Origin of the sequence: Collinsella aerofaciens, assembly GCF_039752985.1 — a bacterium.
GTDB classification, from domain to species: domain Bacteria; phylum Actinomycetota; class Coriobacteriia; order Coriobacteriales; family Coriobacteriaceae; genus Collinsella; species Collinsella aerofaciens_BT.
Genome location: NZ_JBDMHA010000007.1, coordinates 14255 through 34822, shown reverse-complemented (window position 1 = coordinate 34822; position 20568 = coordinate 14255). Strand labels below are relative to the sequence as shown.

Here is a 20568-nt window from a genome sequence, read left to right as displayed (position 1 = left end):
ATTTCCGCCTGCCAGCAAAAAGGCCTCCCGAGCTGTTGCTCTGGAGGCCTTTCGTTTACTTGCAAATGCGCGCGTTAGTTGTTCTTGGTCAGACGCTCGACGTCGTGGGCGATCATGTATTCCTCGTCGGTGGGGATGACCATGACCGTGACGGAAGAGCCGGCGGCGCTGATGACCTGCGGGCCATTGCCCACGGCCTCGCGGTTCTTGTTGTTGTCGATGCGCACGCCCAGCCACTCAAAGCAGTCGCAGAAGGCCTTGCGAATCGACCAGTCGTTCTCGCCAATGCCGGCGGTAAAGGTGATGGTGTCCACGCCCGCCATGGAAGCGATCATGGAGCCGGCCTGCTGCATGGCCTTGTAGGCGAACATATCGAAGGCGAGCAGGCAGCGCTCGTCGCCCTCGGAGGCGCGCGTGCGGATGTCGCGGGCGTCGTTGGAGATACCCGAGATAGCAAGCAGACCAGACTGCTTGTTCATCATGTCGTCGACTTCCTGGTAGCTGTAGCCGCCCTCACGCTGCAGGTAGCACACGGTGGCCGGGTCGATGGAGCCGCAGCGGGTTCCCATCATCAGGCCGTCAAGCGGCGTGAGCCCCATCGTGGTGTCGCGGCACACGCCGTCCTCGATAGCGGCGAGCGAGGCGCCGTTGCCCAGGTGGCACGACAGCAGACGGTGGCAGCGCGTGCCCAGGATCTCCTTGGCCATCATCCACTCGTAACGGTGACTCGTGCCGTGGGCGCCGTACTTCCGCACGTGGTACTTGTCGCAGACGTCCTTGGGCAGGGCGTAGGTGTAGGCGACCTCGGGCATGGTCATGTGGAACGAGGTATCGAAGACGGCAACGTTGGGCAGCTCCGGATACTTCTCGCGGCAATACTCAATCGCTGCGGCCTCGCCGTAGTTGTGCAGCGGGGCGAGCGGCGCCACCTCGAGAATCTTAGCCATGACCTCATCGTCGACGACCGCGGAATCATCGAAGTACCAGCCGCCCTGAACGATGCGGTGGCCGATGCCATCGATCGCAAAGTCGGTCTTCTCGAGCTCCTCGAGCACGCGTGCGATAGCCGAGCGATGGTCGGGGAAAGGAATCTCCTCGGTCTGCTTGGCGCCACCGTTCTCGGAATGGCCAAAGATACCCATCTCCGAGCCGATGCGCTCGCAGTTACCCTTGGCGAAAACCTCGCGGGTATCGGTGTCCAAAAGCTGATATTTAAGGCTCGAGCTGCCGGCGTTGACAACAAGTACGTTCATGAGACTCCTTCGTGATTACAATACGGTCGGCAAACCAATAAAGCGGCCGTATCCTTAATAAGAAGTTATCAGAGTTCAATAATTCTCTATTAAACTCTTCGCCCAAAGCGCATAAAAGGGGGCCGAACGGCACCAGGCCATCCAGTCCCCTCCCCTTGCATCAATTACTTGCCGTTGACGATGCGCTCGACGTCGGAAGCGATCATGAACTCCTCGTCCGTGGGGATGACGAAAATCTTGACCTTGGAATCCTTGGCAGACAGGCACCAAGCGCCGTCACCACGCAGGGCGTTGCGGGCATGATCCATCTTGACGCCCATAAAGGCCAAGCGGTCGGCAACGCCGGCGCGGACAGCCGGAGCGTGCTCGCCGATGCCGGCGGTAAAGACCAGGGTGTCCATACCGCACATAGAAGTGGCCATCTCGGCAGCCTTGGCGGCAATCTTGTAGACAAACATGTCGAAGGCGAGCTGAGCCTCGGGGTCACCAGCAGCGGCGAGCTCCTCGACGTTGCGGCAGTCGTTGGTCTTGCCGCCGGTCACAGCCAAAAGGCCGGACTTCTTGTTCATCATCTCGTCGACCTCGTCGAAGGTGTAGCCGCCCTCGCGCTGCAGGTAGCACACAGTAGCCGGGTCGATGGAGCCGCAGCGGGTGCCCATCATGACGCCGTCGAGCGGGGTGAGACCCATGGTTGTATCCATGCACTTGCCGTCCTCGATGGCGCACAGGGAGGCACCGGAACCGATGTGGCACACAACGACCTTGCGGGCCTCGCCGTTGGTCATCTCGGCAACCTTCTTGGAGATGTAGCGATAGCTGGTGCCGTGGGCGCCGTACTTACGGATGTGCAGTTTGTCGCAAACGTCCTTGGGCAGGGCGTAGGTCTTGGCGACCTCGGGCATGTTGAAGTGGAAAGCGGTGTCGTAGACCGTGACGTTGGGCAGGTCGGGATACTGCTCCAGGCAGTACTCGATAACGTTGGCCTCGGGGTTATTGTGCAGCGGGGCGAGCGGAGCGACCTCGCGAATCTTGGCGAGAACGTCCTCGTCGACGAGGGAGGAATCGCCAAAGTACCAACCGCCCTGAACGATGCGGTGGCCGATGCCCTCGATCTTGACGCCGTTGGCCTCGAGGTCCTTCAGGACGACCTCGATGGCGACCTTGTGGTCGGGGAACTCGATGTTCTCGGTCACCTTCTTGGAACCGTTGGCAGCGTGGGTGAAGGTACCGCCGGTAAAGCAGACGCGCTCGCAGGAGCCCTTTGCGGACACCTTGTGGGACTTGGTATCGATGACCTGATACTTAAGCGTCGAAGATCCTGCGTTGACGACCAGAACGTTCATGTGTCTCCCTACTAACAGGCGGTGTGGCGCCGCCAGGTTACATACGCTTCAATAATAAACCCAAACGCCCTCGCGCTCGGGTTTATTGCGTTGATATATAAGTTATCGGTGCCCAAATACTCATGGCCTTTGACTTGTAAGACGAAAGAGCGCGGGGATATACACCAAAGAAGATATCCCGAGCGCTACAAGCAATATGACTCGAATGCCCGCGATGCTGCTCAACGCAGCATTGAACAGATAGAAAAGGATAGCGCCCACCGCCACCATCTGGCTTTGGACCGAAATTAGTGAACAGCGCATCGAAGAATCGACAGCATTTTGAAAAATTGAGTATTTAATTGGCGCAAATAACGAGTAAGCGACCGTCTGCAGTACATAGAACACGGGCAGCAAATAGACCGGAGTAAAGGGAATCAAAAACAGAGCAGTCAGGGAAAGGCGCACGATGCCGCAAATACGCGCAAAACGGCCCTTGTCGACATGAGCAATCACACTGGGCACAATAAGCCCCATGGAGGCCGAGGCAAGGAGCTGGACCGCAATGATCACACCCGAAGCGACGGCATTCATTCCGCGACCCGCAAGCAACAGTGAGAAAAAGTCTTCCAGGGCGACAAAAGCAAATGCCTGAGAGCAGTCCATGATGAACGCTGAACGAAGAATGCCGTTACGCGCAATAGCGGCACCGATCATCTTCGGGCTAATTCCACGCTTAGGTGTCGCTGCAGTGTCCCCTCTTCGCATCTCAGGAATGCAGACAACGACAACCAACGTCAACACCATTGCGATGATATCTGCCGAAAGACCAATGAGATATGCACCGACAGACGAAATGAAACCGCCCACGCAAGCGGAGATGGCATAAGAGGCATAGAAAACAAATCGCTCAACGACATTAAGTCTTACGAGCTGGTCCTGAGAGACGCTGTCAATGTAGATCGCTTCTATGGATCCGCTCACACATGCAACTGCAAATCCTTTGAGAGCAAACGCGCCGATTAAAAGCAAAGGAGAACGGGTGAAAAGTAGGGCGGCGTAGTATCCAAGCATTCCCACGACGCCAACGAGACCGCTTGTCTTTCGTCCAAACCTGTCAGCAATATAACCAGTAGGAACCTCAAGAATGAACTTACTCACTTGGTATGCAATCATCATGCTAGAAATCGCTACCATCGAGAATCCGACGAATTCAAGGTAAACCGTCAGAAAATACAAAATGGTGCTGAAGTTCGACAGAAAAACGAACGTCATATAAAGCAAAACCGTACGGTTTTTCATGCTCCGCCCTCCAAGAGCCAGCAATCTAAATCAGAATCTTGGAAAAGCATGAGGGCAAAGCTGTCAGCTATGTGTTACAAGGCGTCAATAATCACTTGACGTCTCGAAGCCAATTAATTTCACGAAGCAAGATGACGCAATAGGTGCAGAAAAACCGTCTGGTGTCGATCGGTCCAGGCATTTTGTCGATAGCAAAAATAGATGGGCAAGGCCACGTCATGCGAGGCTTCAATGGAGCACTCACTCACTTCTGATCCATCCGATGCGAGAGAGGACCCAGACAAACTCAATATCAATCCCCCGGCTTGAAGAAACTCAGCCTGAGCCCTGCTTCCGTATTCAACATCACGGAAGCGAAAATTGACGAGCTGGGCTTCAGGGCATTGGTTAATCGCATTGAGACAGGGTGACAAATTAATGGGAACAGCGAGCCTGCCGCTCAGTAGCTCGCGAATGGTCATGGCGCCCACAGATTGATGACCCGCTGGACACGAAAGAACCTTGAGCTCCTTTTCACCCAAGTATTTCGAAGAAAGGACGCTGTCCCTTGGTTCCTCAAATGAGATGGCCGCGTCCGAAATTCCAAGCATAAGCGACTCAAAGCATGTGGCCGTTGGCTGATGCCAAACATCAAGGTGAATCTGGGGGTGCGAGCTTTCAAACGAGTCGTACCAGTTTTCGGAAAAAAGACGCCCCCGCCCGTGAAGACAGGGGGCGTAAAGACGGAAGTGGCCGTCGGGCGAAACGCCGCCGTTCCCCGATTGAGCGTACTTTTTGAGATCGTCGACTTGTGCCAGGATCACGCGTGCACGACACGCAAATTCTCTGCCCGCCGGAGACAAAACAGCCTCCCCCGCCGATCGGTCGAGCAAAACAATCTGATACTCAGATTCCAACTTTTTGATTGCCGACGAAACGGCCTGTGGGCTCACGTGAACGGCGCGAGCCGCTTTGCGCACGCCGCCGTAGTTCGCTACCGCTTGAAGGTATTCGAGTTGAGAAAGCTGCATAGGTTACTCCAAAGGCAGCCAAGGCGACGGGCTGTGCGTCCTCAGATGAGGTTCTCGCCCAGGTTCTTGCCGCCGAGGACGTGCATGTGGAAGTGCATGACGGTCTGACCGGCGTTGACGCCCTTGTTGGAGATGACGCGGAAACCGTCCTCCAGGCCCTTGGCCTTAGCGACCTCCTGGATGGCATGGGCCATGGCGCCCATGGTCTCGGCAGGCACGTTGTCGGCGATGTCGCTGTAGTGCTTCTTGGGGATCACGAGCGTGTGGACCGGCGCCTGGGGGTTGAGGTCGTCGAAGGCGATGACCTGGTCGTCCTCGTAGACAACAGTCGAGGGGATCTCGTGGTTGGCGATTTTACAGAAGATGCAATCACACATGGCTGGTTCCTTTCTTACAGACCAAGGTAGTCTTTTTGGGACGGGGCTTTTTTGACTACTTTTTCGCAAAAGCAAGTGCTCGGCGAGCCGTCGCCAAAGGGTAGTCAAAAAAGCCCCGTCCCAAAAAGACTACCCCAAAGTGGGCTGTGGGATGGTTAGAACGAGAGGTTGTCGTCGGTGTTGGCGGCTTCGCCGTCGGCGAGCACGTCGTTGCCGTCGACGTCCTTAAGAAGCACCGAGACCTTCTGCTCGGCATCGGACAGGCGGGTGCGCAGGCTCTTGAGGAGCTCGACGCCGCGGGTATAGCTCTCGAGCGACTCCTCGAGCTCCATATCGCCCGACTCCAGGCTGCGGATGATGAGCTCCAGCTCCTGCGAGGCCTGCTTGTACGTAAGCTGCTCGACCGGGGTCTTCTCTGCCATATCTGTTTCCTTTCCTAAAGGTTTATCGCTATGAAACGCGGGTTACTCGACCGTATCGACCGTTGCAGCCACGTTGCCGTCTGCCATACGCACGCGGATGGCATCGCCGGGCTTAAAGCTCTTGGCGCTCGTAGCCACACCATCATCGCTGTACGCGATGGAATAGCCGCGGGCAAGTACCTTGAGCGGCGACAGGGCATCGAGCGAAGCCGCTGCACGGCCCAAGTCGGAAGCTGACTTGTTGAGCATTGTGCGCCCCTGATGCTCCAGACGGGAACTCGCAAGCGTGAGCGCATGGCGTTTGCCATCGAGCCCCGAGGTGCTTGCGATCAAGCGCTCGGGCAGACGCTCGAAGTTGGAGCGGAAGGCCCCAACCGAACGCGTTATGGCGCCCGACAGTCGATCGGCAGTCAGCGCAAGCTCGGACTCGCGACGCTCGACCATAAACGTTGGATCGTTGAGGCACGGGCGGCACGCGGCCGCATCGAGCGCGTCAACCAAACGAGCCGTATAGGTGTCCCAGGCACGACGACCGCGCTGGTCGAGCATTTCCAGATCGACCTGATCCGACCCGATCATCGAAGCCATCGCGGCACCCAGACGTTGATGGCGCGTCTCGAGCACGTCGGCCAACTCCGTCATAGCCGGCGCCACCGATTCTGCCGCTGCCGTTGGCGTGGAGGCGCGACGGTCGCTCACCATGTCGCAAATCGAGGTATCGGGCTCATGGCCAATGCCGGTCACCACGGGCACGGGGCAAGCCGCCACCGCACGGGCAAGCTCCTCGTCGTTAAAGGTCATGAGGTCCTCGAAGGAGCCGCCGCCACGGACAAGCAAAATGCAATCGGGCGCCGGCGTAATGGCAGCGGCGCGGCGCAAGCCTTCAATAAGCTCTGCCGGCGCGCCCTCGCCCTGGACCTTTGCGCCCACGCAGACAGGCTCGACGAGCGGGTTGCGACGGCGCAGCGTACGCTTGACGTCGTCGATCACGGCGCCCGAAAGCGAGGTGACGACCGCCACGCGTGAGCAGAACACCGGGATACGGCGCTTGCGCGCTTCGTCCATCAGGCCCTCGCGGCGGAGCTTTTCGGCCAGTTGCGCCACTTGTTGACGCAGCAGGCCCTCCCCCGCCAGCGAGAATGAGCGAGCGACAAAGCTCATGCGACCCGTAGGCTTGTAGAGATTGAAGCTGCCCTTAAAGCTTACCTGCATGCCGTCGCGCAGATCGAAGGTGCGCTTAAGGTAGGCGCCCTTCCAGATGATGCAGTCGACGGCCGCCGAGTCGTCCTTAATCTGGAAGTAGCAGTGGCCGCTTCGGGCATTGGGACCACGAAAACCCGTGACCTCACCCAAAACGCTCAACTGCGGAATGGCATCGAGCGCGCCGGCGGCGATCTCCACCGCTTGGCTCACGCTGAGCTCTTTGCGCTCCTGCTCGTCCGATCCGTCGAACTCGGCGGAAACGGTATTGCCGGTCAGATTCCAGCCTGCCACGCAGCCCCCTTTCGTCATCGAGCACAAGGGCTTCGACCCTGCGCAGATTCAAGTCCAACACATAGTACAGCGCCGCGGGGACAAGAATCTCCGCGGCGCCTGTCAAGCCAACTTGTTATCGGTTGGAGTTTCTGTTGTAGCGAGCCATCAGGTAGAGCAGCTGAATAATCGAGGTGAGCGCCGCCGCCACGTAGGTGAGCGCGGCCGCCGTCAGGACCTTCTTGGCACCGTTGACCTGCTTGGAGCTCATGCCCGACTGCTCGATATACGCCACGGCGCGTCGGCTGGCATCGATCTCGACCGGCAGCGTAACCAGCTGGAACAGCACGCTAAACGAGAAGAAGACCAGCGCGAGGGTCGTGAGCCCCGCGATGTTCATGAACAGGCCCATGAGCAGCACGATCGTCCAGGTGTTCTGGGTAAAGTTGACGACGGGAACCAAAGCGGTACGTACCTTCATCATGGCATAACCACTTTGACGCTGGGCAGCATGGCCCGCCTCGTGACAGGCCACGGCAACGCTTGCAACCGACCCGCCCGAACGGTTGGCATCCGACAGATACAGGTTGTTGTCCTGCGGGTTGTAATGATCGGTGAGCTCGCCGGCAACGCCCTTGATACCCACGGCGTTGCAACCGTTGGCATCGAGCATGCGACGAGCGACCGTGGCACCCGTGTCGCCGTCCGAGCGAACCTTGGACCACGTCTTGTACGTCGAGTTGATATAGCTCTGCGCGGCAAGGCCAAGCACCGTGCAGACAAGAACAACCAGCAGGTACAGCGGGTCAATGCCAAAGCCGTATCCATAGTAATAAGGCATGCGAATTCCTCCGAATCGAGTTACACGTTGGAGGCATTCTACCCACTCAGCCGGCTAGGCTTCCCTATAACAGTTCAATCTTTCCGTCCTTCACGGTGAGCCCCATATTGCCGGAAAGCAGATCGTCCAGACGCGAACCCACGAGCTCAAAGCGCCAGCCTTCGCGCAGGGGGCTCTGCTCGGGATGCTCAATATAGTCGGCCAGGTCATCGCGCGAGGCAATGACCGAGGTCGCCACGCCCGAGCGCTCGGCAACCAGGCGAATGAGCGCATACATCAGGTCCGTCACGCTCTCCAACTCCGGCGAAATCTGACGGTGCCCGCGCACCATGAGCGGCAGGCGATCGTGTGGGCAGCTCGCACCGCGCTTAATGGCCATGAGCGCGCCGTCCACGTCGCGCTCCCCCAGCTGGTCGGTACCGCGAATGCTGCGGAACTCCTCAACACGAACGGGATTACGTTTAACCAGGGCCAGCAGCGTATCGTCGGACATGACCCACTTGCGCGGGATGTTGCGGCGCTCGGCGCGGTCCTCGCGCCAAGCGGCAAGCTCGCGTGCGATGCCCAACTGGTGACGGCTACACGAGTTGATGCGCTTGACCTTGCGAAACGCCTCATGGCGGTCGGCGCGGTAGTGCGACTCGTCGGCCAGCGGACGCAACTCGTCGAGCACCCAGTCCACCCGGCCCAGCTCGCGCAGGCGACTCATCATCTCGGTATAGGCGACGATCAAGTACTTGACGTCATCGATCGCGTACTCGACCTGCTTATCAGTCAGCGGGCGGCGCGACCAGTCGGTCAGCGACTCGGTCTTGGGCAATGAGACGCCACAAGACGTCTGCACGAGCGCGCCGTAGGAAATCTGCTGGCGCTCGCCCAAAAAGGCGGCGGCCACCTGCGTGTCAAAAATGGGACGCGGCAGCACGCCCACGGTATGGAGCATGACCTCCATATCCTGCGAGCAGGCGTGGAAGACCTTAGTCACGCTCTCGTCGGCCATAAGCTCGGCAAGCGGCGACAGGTCGTCGATCACCAAAGGATCGACCGCGACGCTCTCGGCAGGGGTGGCAATCTGAACCAAGCACAGGCGCGGATGGAACGTGCGCTCGCGCAAAAACTCGGTATCGACGGCAATCGCGTCGAACTCACGGGCGCGCTGGCAAAAGTCGAGTAGAGCCTGATGTGTGGAAATGTACATATCAACCCATCGAATAAGGTTAGGCCCGAAAAACACGGGTAGGATATCGGCATTGCCTTACAACTATACTCGGTTAGTCACAGAACGGGAACGTAAGTATGCGCTGCCTTATCATCCACAACCCGGCATCGGGCCCCAGCTCAGATGAAATCTACGCATTCACGCACGCCCTCGCGCAGGGCGGCGACGAGGTCGTGATGCGTTTTATCGGCGATGGCATGGAGCCCGAGGACGCCGTGGCAGACGTGCGCGAGTTTGATCGCGTGGTCGTTTCGGGCGGCGACGGCACCGTCTCCAACGTGCTCGACCAGATGCGCGGATGCGGTGTCCCCACGCTCGTCTTCCCCTCCGGCACAGCCTGCCTGTTCTTCAACAACATCGGCAATGCCCCCGAGGCAGCGGCGCTTGCCAAGGCTTGCCGCGCCGGTCGCACGGTCAAAGTGGACATGGGCGAGCTCTTTTGGCTCGACGAGAACGGCAACGAGAAGCGCCACGGCTTTATCATCATCGCCGGCTCGGGCTTCGACGCCGAGATCATGATGAAGGCCGCCCCCGCCAAAAACGACATCGGCGAGATCGCCTATTTCCTGTCGGCGCTCGCCACACCCAACCCCACGGTGGCGCATTTTACGATTGAGCATGACGGCATTGTCGAGGAGCTCGATGGCATCTGCTGCATGGCCGGCAACACCTCGGTCATTCAAAACGACATCAACCTGTTCCCCGACTGCCGCATGAACGACGGCATGGTCGACATCGCGGTCATCGAGCCCGTAAAAACCGTCCAGCTCCTGCCCACTGTGATCACCGCCGCGCTCGACCCCGCCGGCAAGGTGCTCGGCCGTCCGCAGTTCAAGATCATCCAGACCAAGGAAGCCAAAATCACCTGCACGCCGTCGCTGGGCATGCAGTTCGATGGCGAGATCATCTCCAGCAACTCGGGCGTCTTTGGAGCCCGCGCGCTTCCGCAATGCCTCGACCTCATCGTCGACGAATTCTCCCCGCTCGGAAAATAGGAGGACCCCATGAACGACAATCCCCTGCTCGGCTTTATCGTCATTGTTCTGGCCATGCTCGTCGGCTATGCGATTAACGTGATCCACCGCCGGAAGAAGTAATTCCACATTGGTATGATATTCATCCAATTATCGTCTCCCCTGTTGTTTATGCATTTGCACGACAGCGGGGGATTTTTCTTTGTGCCCCGTGCAAGGCGCTTTATTCAGGTACAGTAATTGCAGGGCGTCTTTATTTAAATAAAGCTAGATAATGAGTATTCTTGTCCGCTCATCGCATATTTTAGGACGCTCATCGAGTATTTCATCGAAATAGATGAATACTATTGAGACTTCCTATAGGCTAATAGATGTATTTATTAGCTGAAATCCTGCACGGTTCCGCGGGGTTTCAACGGTTGGGAGGGATTATGAGGTTTACTCATCCTGTCAACACGCTCAAAAAGCTCGGCTGCGGCCTTGCGTTTGGAGCAACGGCCATCATGGCCATGCCGACTTCGGCACTCGCCTGCACCCAGATCTACATGGGCAGCAAGCTCACGGCAGACGGCAACACGTACTACGGCCGTTCCGAGGACTTCGGTCCGCGCTATGTCAAGCACTTTGGCATTGAGCCCGCACACAAGGACGGCAACGAGTACACCTCGGTCGAGTCCGGTTTTGAGTACAAGTCCAAGGGCGCAACCTACCGCTACACCTTCGTTCGCGACAACCCCTCGCAGTGGGAAGATCGCTACGACGCATATTCCGAGGCAGGCATCAACGAGAAGGGCGTCTCCTGCTCTGCCACGCTGAGCACCTCCTATAACGAGAAGGCCGAAGAGGCCGACCCCATCACCGAGGAGACTGGCATTGGCGAATACAGCTATGCCAGCGTCATCCTGGGCGAGAGCGCCACGGCCCGCGAGGGCGTCGAGCTCATCGGCAGCCTGATCGACGAGCAGGGCGTCTGCTCCAACGACCAGATCATCATCGCCGACAGCACCGAGACCTGGTTGTTCGCCGCGCTTTCCGGCCATCAGTGGATTGCTATGAAGCTCGCCGATGACATCGCCTCGCTCAACCCCAACATCGGCAACCTCACCTATAACGTCGACCTCGATGACACCGAGAACTGTCTCCATTCCGAAGGCATCGAGTCCATGCCTAAGGAGAAGGGCTTTGCCGAGTACACCGACGGCAAGTTCGACGTCGCCAAGACCTACGGCGAGGAGATTAGCGAGGCCGGTATGCACCAGTGGTCGCGCTATATCCAGGGTCGTGATTACTTCATGGCTCCGCTTGCCGAGGGCACCGACTACGAGATCGTCAAGGACGAGCGCGAAGAGGCTCGCGCCACGACCGGCGCCCTGGTCCACGAGATGCAGCCGCTGTTCTTCCAGCCCGGCAAGTCCGACTGGAACACCTTTGAGATGATTCGTTCCTTCGCCGCTCGCGGCGAGAATGTCGCCGGCCTCAACGCCAACACCGACGGCGCCTATGCCATCGGCTCCAACCGCAACACCGAGATCCACACCTTCCAGATCCGTCAGGGCATGGACCCCGAGATCGCGACCATTCAGTGGGAGATGCTCTCCAACGCCGAATTCTCCGTCGCCATCCCCTTCTACTCCGCACTGCTCACCGAGGTCAGCCCCTACTTCAGCGATCAGGATGTCTCCTTCGATCACTGCGAAGAGGAAGACGTCGTGAACAACGAGGAGCCCAAGAACTCCATCAACTACGTCCTCATGGACATCAACACGCTCGCCTATGAGAACCGCGACCACTGCGCCACCGGCGTCCGCGCCTATCTCGACGCCCTGCAGAAGGAACTCATCGAGCAGAACCTGACCGTCGACGAGGCCATGCAGGCCGAAGAAGGCACCGAGGCCCGTACCGCCCTGGCCAACAAGGCCGGCAAGGCTGCAACCAAGAACACCTATGTTAAGTGCAAGGCCATGCTCGAGGAGATGCGCGACTACCTCAAGGAGGGCGATTTCTCCGAGGAGTTCGTCCCGAGTGACTACGATGCTGACAACGACTGCCTGGTCGAGTCCATCACCTACGCCGACGAGGCCCTTTCCGATGAGGACGTGGCCGAGCCCGAGGCCGAAGAGGAAGAGGCCGCCGAGGAGAAGTCCGAGGGCAACAACATGGCCGCCATGGCCGTTGGCGCCGTCGTCATCATCGGTGTCTGCGCCTACGTGATCTATCGTCGCAAGAAGGCCTAAGACCCTCATGTCCTAGCTGAGCGGGCGGGGCACATGAGTCACCTCACCCGCTTAGCCCGCTCTTATTGACCGACGGGAAACCCGCCTGAAATCTTTTCAAAAAAGATTCCCCCGCACACACTTCGCTGTGCTATAGTGCAGCGCAACAGCAACTAGGTGCGACCGCGCCATGGCATCACGAAAGGAGTCACCAATATGAAGGACACGATGAAGTCTCTCAACAACTGGTGGTGGCGTGATGCGAATACGATCGGTCGACGGTGAGTCCCTCACGCCTGTTTTTGCGCTCTAGGTGATTGGAAGGCCTCCGGTTTCGACCGGGGGCCTTTTTCCATCTCGAGCCCGATCGCATTCGCATCACGCGCCTCCGCTTTACTCTTGTACTCCCCTTCCGAAAGGATTTTCACCATGTCCCAGAACACCACCGCCACCCAGCCCCGTACCGTCCAGACCGCCGACCGCGGCAAGCTCGATGTCCGCGCCCTTGTCCTGCTCGCCATCCTGCTTGCCGCCGGCTTCATCCTCAACTTCACTGTTGGCAAGGCCATCTCGGGCATCTCGGGCGGCATGATCAGCCCCGAGTTCATCATCTCGGCCTTCTGCCTCACTATCCTGGTCGTTCGCCCCAATATTGGCCAGGCGCTCGTCATCGGCCTCATCTCGGCCGCCGTGATTCAGATCACCACCACCTCGCCGTTCGTCGATTTTGCCGCCGAGGGCATCGCCGCTATGCTCATGGCCGCCATCGTCAACGCCGCTGGCAAGAACGGGCAGGTTAAGCCTGCCATCGCCATCGTCGCAACCTTCGTGACCACCTTTGTCTCGGGCGTTATCTTCATGGTCATCAAGATGGCCATGCTCGGCGTGGTGGGCGAGCTCGCTGCCGCCATGCTGCCCGTCGTCGCCATGACCGCCGCCTTTAATGCCATCCTGGTCGGCGCCCTCTACCTGCCCATCCAGAAGGCCCTGAAGCTCAACTAACCCGCTCGGCTTTACGAGCCACCCCATCTTGGCGTTCATTCGTCGCTCGCGTACCCAAGTACGCTTCGCTCCTCTTTCGCGCCAACCTGGGCCCCTCGTAAAGCCGTCTCCGTGCTTCACCACCAAAGACCGTCCCAAACAACGAGCTTTTTTGGGACGGTCTTAAACAACTGGTCATTTAAGACTGTCCCCAATGACTATGAAAGGTATCCATGGAAACGATCATCAACGTCGACGATGTCTCGTTCTCCTATGGCACGCAGACCGAGCAGGCGCTCAGCCACATCTCGCTCAGCGTGAACAAGGAAGATTTCATCGGCATCATCGGGCCCTCGGGCGCCGGCAAGTCCACGCTTGCCGCCTGCCTGTCGGGCGCCGTGCCCCACCACTACACCGGCACGTTCTTTGGGTCCGTCATGGTTGACGACCACGACACCTGCGAAGTCTCGCTCACCGACGTGTCGCAAATCGTCGGCAGTGTGCTGCAGGATATCGACACGCAGATGGTCGCTTCGGTCGTCGAGGACGAGATGCTCTTTGGCCTCGAGAACTTTGGCGTTCCCCACGACCAGATCGAGCAGCGCGTGAGCGAAACGCTCGAGACCGTCGGCATCAGCGACCTGCGCGACCGCGAGATCGCCACGCTCTCGGGCGGACAGAAGCAAAAGGTAGCCATCGCCGCCATCCTCGCCATGCGCCCGCGCGTCTTGGTTCTAGACGAGCCCACCGCGGCACTCGACCCCGCCAGCTCCACGTTGGTCTTCGAGACGCTGCGTGAGGCAAACCGCGCACTTGGAATCACCATCGTCGTCGTTGAGCAAAAGGTCGCCCTGCTCTCGGAGTACTGCAACCGCGTGCTCGTGCTCAACCATGGCGAAATCGCGCTGCAGGGCGAGCCACACGAGGTCTTCGCGCATACCGACGAGCTCCGTGTCATCGGCGTCGACTGCCCTCGCGTCACGCGCATCTTCAATAGCCTCGAGGCCGATGGTCTGGCAAGTGGTACCCCTTGCTTGGATGTCGATGAGGCCGAGCGCCTGATTTCGGGCATCGTCGACCCCGCACACGCGGCCATCGAAGCCCAGGCGCCTGCCGGTTCCCCACATGCACCGTCGTTGCGCCCTCATGCCAAGGACGCAGAACCCGTACTCACCTTCGACCATGTTGAGTTTGCCTATCCCAATGGCGGCGCCGCCGTACACGACCTTAGCCTGACGCTCTATCCCGGCGAGCTCGTGGGCATCGTCGGCCAGAACGGTGCCGGCAAGACCACGCTCACCAAGCTGCTCACGGGTCTGCTCAAGCCCGCCTCGGGCAGCGTGCGCGTCACGGGACTGGATACTGCAACCGTCCCCACGAGCCGCATTGCCCGCGAGGTCGCAACCCTCTTCCAAAACCCTGACCGTCAAATCTGCAAGGACACCGTGCTCGACGAGGTCGCCTTTGGCTTGGAGCTTGGCGGCATGGACCGCGCCGAGGCTCTGCGTCGTGCCCAACTCGTCATCGACCGCTTTGGCTTGCCGGCCGACGAGGCGCCCTTCTCGCTCTCGCGCGGTCAACGACAAATGGTGGCGCTTGCCTCCGTCGTAGTGGTTGAGCCCAAGATCGTCGTGCTCGACGAGCCCACGAGCGGCCTTGATTACCGCGAGTGTATGACCGTCATGGAAACGGTGCGCACCATGGCCGAGCGCGGTTGCGCCGTTATCATGGTCTGCCACGATATGGAAGTCGTCTCGGATTTTGCCGAGCGCATTGTGGTAATGGCCGACGGTCGCATCCTCGACCGCGGCCGCACGCACGAGCTATTCTCGAACATCGATCTCATGCGGCGTGCCTACGTGGAGCCTCCCCAGGTTATTGAACTCTCGCGCCGTCTGGCATCTTCCGTCTCGCCCGCTTTTGCGCAGGTGAGCGAGGTCACCGATGTCGTTCGAATTACCAAGGAGATGGTCCACCGTGGTTAACGTCATCGACTACATGCCGGGCGATACGCTGCTGCATAGCCTGAATCCCGTCGTCAAACTGGGCCTCGCCGCCGCCGTCATCGTCGGCATCTTCTTGTCCGACACCTACGTGGCGCTGCTGGGCTTTTTGGCACTCACCCTTGCGCTGGGCGCCTATGCCGGCGTCGTCGATCGTCTGCTCTCGCTGCTCAAGTTGCTGATTCCGCTCGCGCTTATCATGCTGGTGCTCCAGCTAGCCTTTATGCGCGATGGCAACGTGGTGTGGAGCTTTATCACCGACACGGGCCTCATCACGGGATCGAAGGCCTGTCTGCGCCTGTTGGGCGTGGCGTTACCACTCATCCTCATGCTCATGGTGACCAAGCTCAACGACCTTGCCAACGCCTGCGTCGAGGTGCTGCACGTGCCGTATCGCTATGCCTTCACCTTTACCACGGCGCTGCGCTTTGTGCCGGTGTTTGGTCAGGAGATGAACGCCATCATGGAGGCGCAGACCGCACGCGGCGTCGAGTACGACACCAAGAACCCCATCAAGAAGCTCAAGCTCATGCTGCCACTGTGCGTGCCACTGCTCATCTCGAGCGTGGGCAAGACCGATGCCACAGCCTTGGCGGCAGAACAGCGCGGCTTCTATCTGCGTACGCGCGCCAGCTCGTACAAGCGCTACCCCATCAAGGGCCTAGACATCGCCGTGCTCATCGTCAGCATCGCCCTCATCGCCATCGGCTTCCTGTTCTAGTTCATCACCGACAGCAACCGCCCAACGCAAAAGGTCTCGGCTCGCACCAAACGAGCCGAGGCCTTTACTGTTTCACCAGATAAAACCTACCGAAATTAACCTGTCCCTTTTTGGCGGGTCGGAAGCTAGAGGCGGTAGGGGGCGCCGCTGCGGATGATGGATTCGCGCACCAGGACATCCATCGCATCGAGGGTGATCTCGGGCATCTCGCGATACTTCTGCAACACCGAAAGCTCCGTGCAGGCCAGGATGACGCGGTCGCAGCCGCTACGGGCGAACTCCCACATCACGCGGTCGAACTTGTCCATATCGGGTTCGCGCCCGGCCTTCACATCGTCGTAGATGAGCGACATCACGTCGGCCTGACGCTTTTCGCTGGGATAGACGACCTCAACGCCCGCGGTCTCACATTCGCGCCCATAGACGTCTGCGCCCACGGTACCGTCGGTGCCCATGATGCCGATCTTGCGCACCGGCTCGGCCGGCATACTCAGGTTGGGGTCGAACTCGCACTCCCCCATCACCGCGCCGGCCAGAGCATAGCGCACCGACTCGCGCGGCATGTGGATAATCGGCACCTTCGTAAACGACTGGATCTGGTCGTAGAAGTAGTGTGACGTGTTGCAGGGAATCGCTATGTGCGCGCAGCCCAGCGACTCGAGCGCCTGAGCGCACTCCTTCATGGTCGCCAACAGCTCGGCATGCTCGCCGGTCTTGATGGCCAGCGTGCGGTCAGGCATGGTCGACTTGGAAAGCACCACCATGTCGATATGCTCCTGATCACAGGTAGCCGCCGTATGACGTACCACCTGGTCGTAGTAATACGACGTGGCCTCGGCGCCCATGCCGCCGATAACTCCCAGCTTTTCCATCGCCGCCTCCTTGGTGACGCCCACGCAATTGCGCGTATCATACCCGCGCCCGTCCGATGCAAACCGGGCGGGCGCCGCGCTGATCTACTTGTAATACGTCTTGAACAGCTTAAAGTGGCGCAGCTTGGTGTGCCACATGCGCAGCCAGCGGTTAAAGACAAAGTCGCCCTTCATAAACGAAGGGTCGGCGCCCTTACCTTCCTTGTCCAGGCGATGCACCTTAGCGCGCAGCTCGGGATCCTTGACGTACTTGTCGACGACGCCCATGGGGACGACCATCCACAGGGCCTCGTCCTGCGCCGTCACAAACTCCGGCTCAAACGGGCGGTTGAACACATACTCGTCCACCACATACTTGGCAACGTTAAAGCCGCTGTTGGTAACGTAGTAGTTGCTGCGACCCTGGCGCGTGTTGAAATCGAAGAACTTAAACGAGCCATCGCGCTCGTCGTACTTAACGTCAAAGTTGGAATAGCCCACAAAGTGAAGGTCCTCGAGCAGCTTGCGCACGCCGCCCATGAGTTCGTCGTTAGGCTCGGTAATGATACAGGCATGGTTGCCGACACCGTGGGGCTGATGCTCCTCGAGCAGCACATGGCCCAGGCACATCATGCGGACCTTACCGTTGCGGTCGGAATAGCTGGTGAGCACGCGCATGTACTCGTCGTTGCCGGGCACGCGATCCTGCAAGATCAGATCGTCGGTGTAGCCGCTGGCATACGAATCGCGAATGACCTGTTCCAGCTCGGCGCGGTCGGCAATCTCATAGGCCTTCTTCTGGCCCTCGAACTCATGCTGCCACCACATGATGCCGTCAGAAGGCTTCAGAATCATCGGGTAAGGAAAATCGATCTGGTCGAGCACTTCGGCAGGCGCCTCACCCTGAGCATTGAGCATCGCCTTGGTAAAGGTAAACGTGTGTGGATAGGGCACGCCATGCTTCTCGCACAGCTCGTAGAAGATCTCCTTCTTCTGGCACTGCTCGAGCATGCTGTAGGGCGCGTAGGGAGCGACGATGTTATCCGCCAGCTCATGAGCATCCTTGGCTTGAGCCACGAGAGCGACATAGTTGTCGCCGCAGCCCACAAGGACAATAGTCCTGTCGGCATGCGCTTGGGCAATGCCGTTGACGGTTTTGAGCATCACGGGCATGGTGTCGATATCCACGTTGGGCGTGTAGTCGATAATCTGGCTGCGGTACGCGGGACCCGTCTGATACTTGCCAAAGACCAGACTCTTGACCTGGTACTCCTCGTAGAAGGCGCGCGCCACCGAATAGGCGTTGATGTCGCCACCAAGCAGCACGGGAATGAACTCGCGCTCTGTAAATTGCAATGCCATGGAAACTTCCTATCATGAACTGCCCACACAACGGGCGGTCTTTGCGCAACTGATTTATTCTAGCGTGCCAAGCCGCCGGCGCCCAAAGCTCCACCGTATCTATGGCAATCGACGTAATCGTCCAGCACGAAGGCCAGCACGAAGACGGCGCTCACCGTTGTATGACAACGGGCAATGAACCTACCATTGTTGTAGGATTCAGTGTATTGACATCCTCGAGCGAAAGGCGCGCACGTGCCCCAAGACCATCCGACCGATAATCCCATCCTCAATGCCGCGAGGCGCGAGCTGGCGAAACGTGCGAAAGCGACCGCTCCCCTGTGCACGGCAAACGACGCCTACAACGGACCCGCCCACATCGTCTCGATCAACACGTCGGTACACAAGGGCACTCGCAAGTCGCCCGTCGCCGATGGACGCGACACCGTTATAGAGCAATTTGGCCTCGCCACCGATGCGCACGCCGGACATTGGCACCGTCAGGTTTCCTTTTTAGCCGCGGAGTCCATCCAGACGGCGCAGGCACGCGGGCTCGACGTACACGAGGGTGACTTTGGGGAGAACTTCACAACCCGGGGCATCAACCTGCTCTCGCTCCCTTTGGGCACACAGCTCAAGCTTGGAAGCGACGTGCTCGTCGAAATCAGCCAAATCGGCAAGGTCTGCCACACCCGTTGCGCCATCTACTATCTCGCCGGCGACTGCATCTTTCCCCACGAGGGCGTTTTCGGCGTGGTACTAAAGGGCGGAGAGGTCAACGCCGGTGACGAAATCCAGGTAGTCAAGCTCGGCGACGGCACCTGTTCGTTCACCCCCGCCGAGGCCCTCGAATAGATTGAGCAGGCTCGCCAGAAGGGCACGCTGTAGTTATAAAACCCCACGTTGAGATGGCTTTTACAGCCCAAAACTCCTCTCAAACAGAGCTCTGTAACGTTAAAGTTGAACTCTATGGTTTCTCAACAATTCATCATAACTGCAGGTCAAAGCCAAAGCCTCAAGTTCAACTTGACCCTTTGGAACCTTTAAGGTTCAAGTTGAGGTCGAAAGCAGTAGTAGAATACCGTTCGAACCATAACCTACGATTGATTGCAGAGGGACTGGATGCAGCATTCGAATCATCGCACCGCAGCGTTCATTGCGTCGAAGCCGGCTCGTATCATCACGAGCGCCGTGCTCGCCGTTGCGCTGACGGCCACGCCGATGCTCTCCCCCGTTGCGGCGTATGCCGCCTCGCAGGCAACGCAGGACCAGCTTTCCGCAGCCCAGCAGAAGATCGAAGCCGCCACGAGCGCCTACAACGACGCCCGCACCAAACTCGATGACCTGCAAAAGCAGATTGACTCCAATGAGGCAAGCATCGAGGAAATCGAGGCCAAGCTTCCCGAGCAGCAGGCCAAGGCAAGCTCCGCCATGCGCGATCTGTACAAGTATCAGAAGGGCACCAATCCCATCGTGAGCTTCCTGGTCAACGCACAGAGCCTGGGTGAGTTCATCACGACCTGCAAATACACCAACCAGATCACGAGCTCGAGCGTCGACGAGATCGAACAGCTCAATAACATGCAAACCGAACTCGAGCAGAACAAGGCTGAGCTCCAGCAGGCCAAGTCTCAGCTTGAGGCAGAGCAGAAAAACGCCGAGGATGCGCTGGCGCAGGCCCAGCAGCTCCGCAGCGAGGCACAGGCAAAAGCCGAGCAGGAAAATGCCGCCGAGCTTGCCAAGCTTGAGGCCGATAAGGCCGCTGCCGCCGAGAAGCTCTCGGGCGAGGGCGTAAGCGGCAGCAATTCCAGCAGCCAGGCCACCAACACCAACACCACCATCGACACCACGGTGAACAGCTCCAATACTGGTAGCTCCGATTACGATTCGTTCATTAATGAGTGGACAGGCCGCATCGACAATTATCTCGCCGGCTCCCCCATGGCAGGCCAGGGCTATAACTTTGCCGTCGCCGCTTGGAATACCGGTGTCGACCCCCGTTGGTCCCCCGCCATCGCCTGCATCGAGAGCACCAAGGGTGCTTATTGCGCCAATTCTTACAACGCCTGGGGCTGGAGTGCACGTGGCGGCGGTTGGCGCAGCTTTGGCAGCTGGAGCGAGGGCATCTCCGCTCACGTTGCCTATCTGGGCGCCAACTACGGCTCCACCCTTACCCCGGAAGCGGCCAAAAAGTACTGCCCGCCCACGTGGCAGGACTGGTACAACAAAGTCGCCGCTCAGATGAACCGCATCTAAGTGCAACTG

General features: G+C 59.0%; 18 protein-coding genes. 7 read left to right on the top strand and 11 right to left on the bottom strand.

Going from position 1 to position 20568, the window contains the following annotated elements; genetic code table 11:
• Positions 1–74: 74 nt before the first annotated feature.
• From ABHR76_RS01870 to rnd, 9 genes are all read right to left on the bottom strand, one after another.
• Entirely contained in the window at positions 75–1253 is a 1179-nt protein-coding gene (locus ABHR76_RS01870) for an acetate/propionate family kinase (protein ID WP_346976663.1), read from the bottom strand.
• Between the two features lie 164 nt (positions 1254–1417).
• A complete protein-coding gene (locus tag ABHR76_RS01865; RefSeq protein ID WP_006234305.1) occupies positions 1418–2596 on the bottom strand; it encodes an acetate/propionate family kinase in 1179 nt (392 codons plus the stop codon).
• A gap of 120 nt (positions 2597–2716) precedes the next feature.
• Complete coding sequence (locus ABHR76_RS01860; protein ID WP_138112160.1) at positions 2717–3877, bottom strand: MFS transporter; 1161 nt, start codon at positions 3875–3877, stop codon at positions 2717–2719.
• Between the two features lie 119 nt (positions 3878–3996).
• On the bottom strand, positions 3997–4887 hold the full coding sequence (locus ABHR76_RS01855; RefSeq protein ID WP_138112158.1) for a LysR family transcriptional regulator: 891 nt from the start codon (positions 4885–4887) through the stop codon (positions 3997–3999).
• A gap of 41 nt (positions 4888–4928) precedes the next feature.
• Positions 4929–5264 (bottom strand): histidine triad nucleotide-binding protein, encoded by a 336-nt coding sequence (locus tag ABHR76_RS01850; RefSeq protein ID WP_035137921.1) that lies wholly within the window; start codon positions 5262–5264, stop codon positions 4929–4931.
• 155 nt (positions 5265–5419) lie between these two features.
• The gene (gene xseB / locus ABHR76_RS01845; protein ID WP_006234311.1) at positions 5420–5686 is read right to left on the bottom strand and encodes an exodeoxyribonuclease VII small subunit; all 267 of its coding nucleotides are present in this window, start codon (positions 5684–5686) and stop codon (positions 5420–5422) included.
• 42 nt (positions 5687–5728) lie between these two features.
• Positions 5729–7180: an exodeoxyribonuclease VII large subunit gene (gene xseA / locus ABHR76_RS01840; protein ID WP_430392680.1), complete on the bottom strand. Its 1452-nt coding sequence runs from the start codon at positions 7178–7180 to the stop codon at positions 5729–5731.
• A 115-nt stretch (positions 7181–7295) separates the two neighbouring features.
• Positions 7296–8000 (bottom strand): zinc metallopeptidase, encoded by a 705-nt coding sequence (locus ABHR76_RS01835; protein WP_138112154.1) that lies wholly within the window; start codon positions 7998–8000, stop codon positions 7296–7298.
• 64 nt (positions 8001–8064) lie between these two features.
• Positions 8065–9198: a ribonuclease D gene (gene rnd / locus ABHR76_RS01830; RefSeq protein WP_138112152.1), complete on the bottom strand. Its 1134-nt coding sequence runs from the start codon at positions 9196–9198 to the stop codon at positions 8065–8067.
• Positions 9199–9296: 98 nt separating this feature from the next.
• Between rnd and ABHR76_RS01825 the strand changes: the two genes are divergently transcribed.
• The 5 genes from ABHR76_RS01825 to ABHR76_RS01805 all read left to right on the top strand — a co-directional run bounded on the left by ABHR76_RS01825 (position 9297) and on the right by ABHR76_RS01805 (position 16111).
• Positions 9297–10214 carry a diacylglycerol/lipid kinase family protein gene (locus ABHR76_RS01825; RefSeq protein ID WP_022094107.1) on the top strand — a complete coding sequence of 306 codons (918 nt, stop codon included), beginning with the start codon at positions 9297–9299 and terminating at the stop codon, positions 10212–10214.
• Positions 10215–10624: 410 nt separating this feature from the next.
• Positions 10625–12427 carry a C69 family dipeptidase gene (locus tag ABHR76_RS01820; protein WP_175406014.1) on the top strand — a complete coding sequence of 601 codons (1803 nt, stop codon included), beginning with the start codon at positions 10625–10627 and terminating at the stop codon, positions 12425–12427.
• A 408-nt stretch (positions 12428–12835) separates the two neighbouring features.
• Positions 12836–13408, top strand: a complete 573-nt coding sequence (locus ABHR76_RS01815; protein WP_346976661.1) for a hypothetical protein — start codon at positions 12836–12838, stop codon at positions 13406–13408.
• 212 nt (positions 13409–13620) lie between these two features.
• On the top strand, positions 13621–15372 hold the full coding sequence (locus ABHR76_RS01810) for an ABC transporter ATP-binding protein (RefSeq protein ID WP_346976659.1): 1752 nt from the start codon (positions 13621–13623) through the stop codon (positions 15370–15372).
• On the top strand, positions 15365–16111 hold the full coding sequence (locus ABHR76_RS01805; RefSeq protein WP_346976658.1) for an energy-coupling factor transporter transmembrane component T family protein: 747 nt from the start codon (positions 15365–15367) through the stop codon (positions 16109–16111). Before ABHR76_RS01810 ends, ABHR76_RS01805 begins: the two co-directional genes overlap by 8 nt.
• A 125-nt stretch (positions 16112–16236) precedes the next feature.
• On the opposite strand, the gene ABHR76_RS01800 is transcribed toward ABHR76_RS01805, so the two are convergent.
• Both ABHR76_RS01800 and ABHR76_RS01795 read right to left on the bottom strand, forming a co-directional pair.
• Positions 16237–16983, bottom strand: a complete 747-nt coding sequence (locus ABHR76_RS01800) for an aspartate/glutamate racemase family protein (RefSeq protein WP_346976657.1) — start codon at positions 16981–16983, stop codon at positions 16237–16239.
• 84 nt (positions 16984–17067) lie between these two features.
• Entirely contained in the window at positions 17068–18324 is a 1257-nt protein-coding gene (locus ABHR76_RS01795) for a carboxylate--amine ligase (protein WP_346976656.1), read from the bottom strand.
• 234 nt (positions 18325–18558) lie between these two features.
• Here ABHR76_RS01795 and ABHR76_RS01790 point away from each other — a divergent pair, with 234 nt between their 5' ends.
• On the top strand, positions 18559–19158 hold the full coding sequence (locus ABHR76_RS01790; RefSeq protein ID WP_346976655.1) for an MOSC domain-containing protein: 600 nt from the start codon (positions 18559–18561) through the stop codon (positions 19156–19158).
• A 267-nt stretch (positions 19159–19425) separates the two neighbouring features.
• Entirely contained in the window at positions 19426–20559 is a 1134-nt protein-coding gene (locus tag ABHR76_RS01785; protein ID WP_346976653.1) for a coiled-coil domain-containing protein, read from the top strand.
• Positions 20560–20568 lie beyond the last annotated feature (9 nt).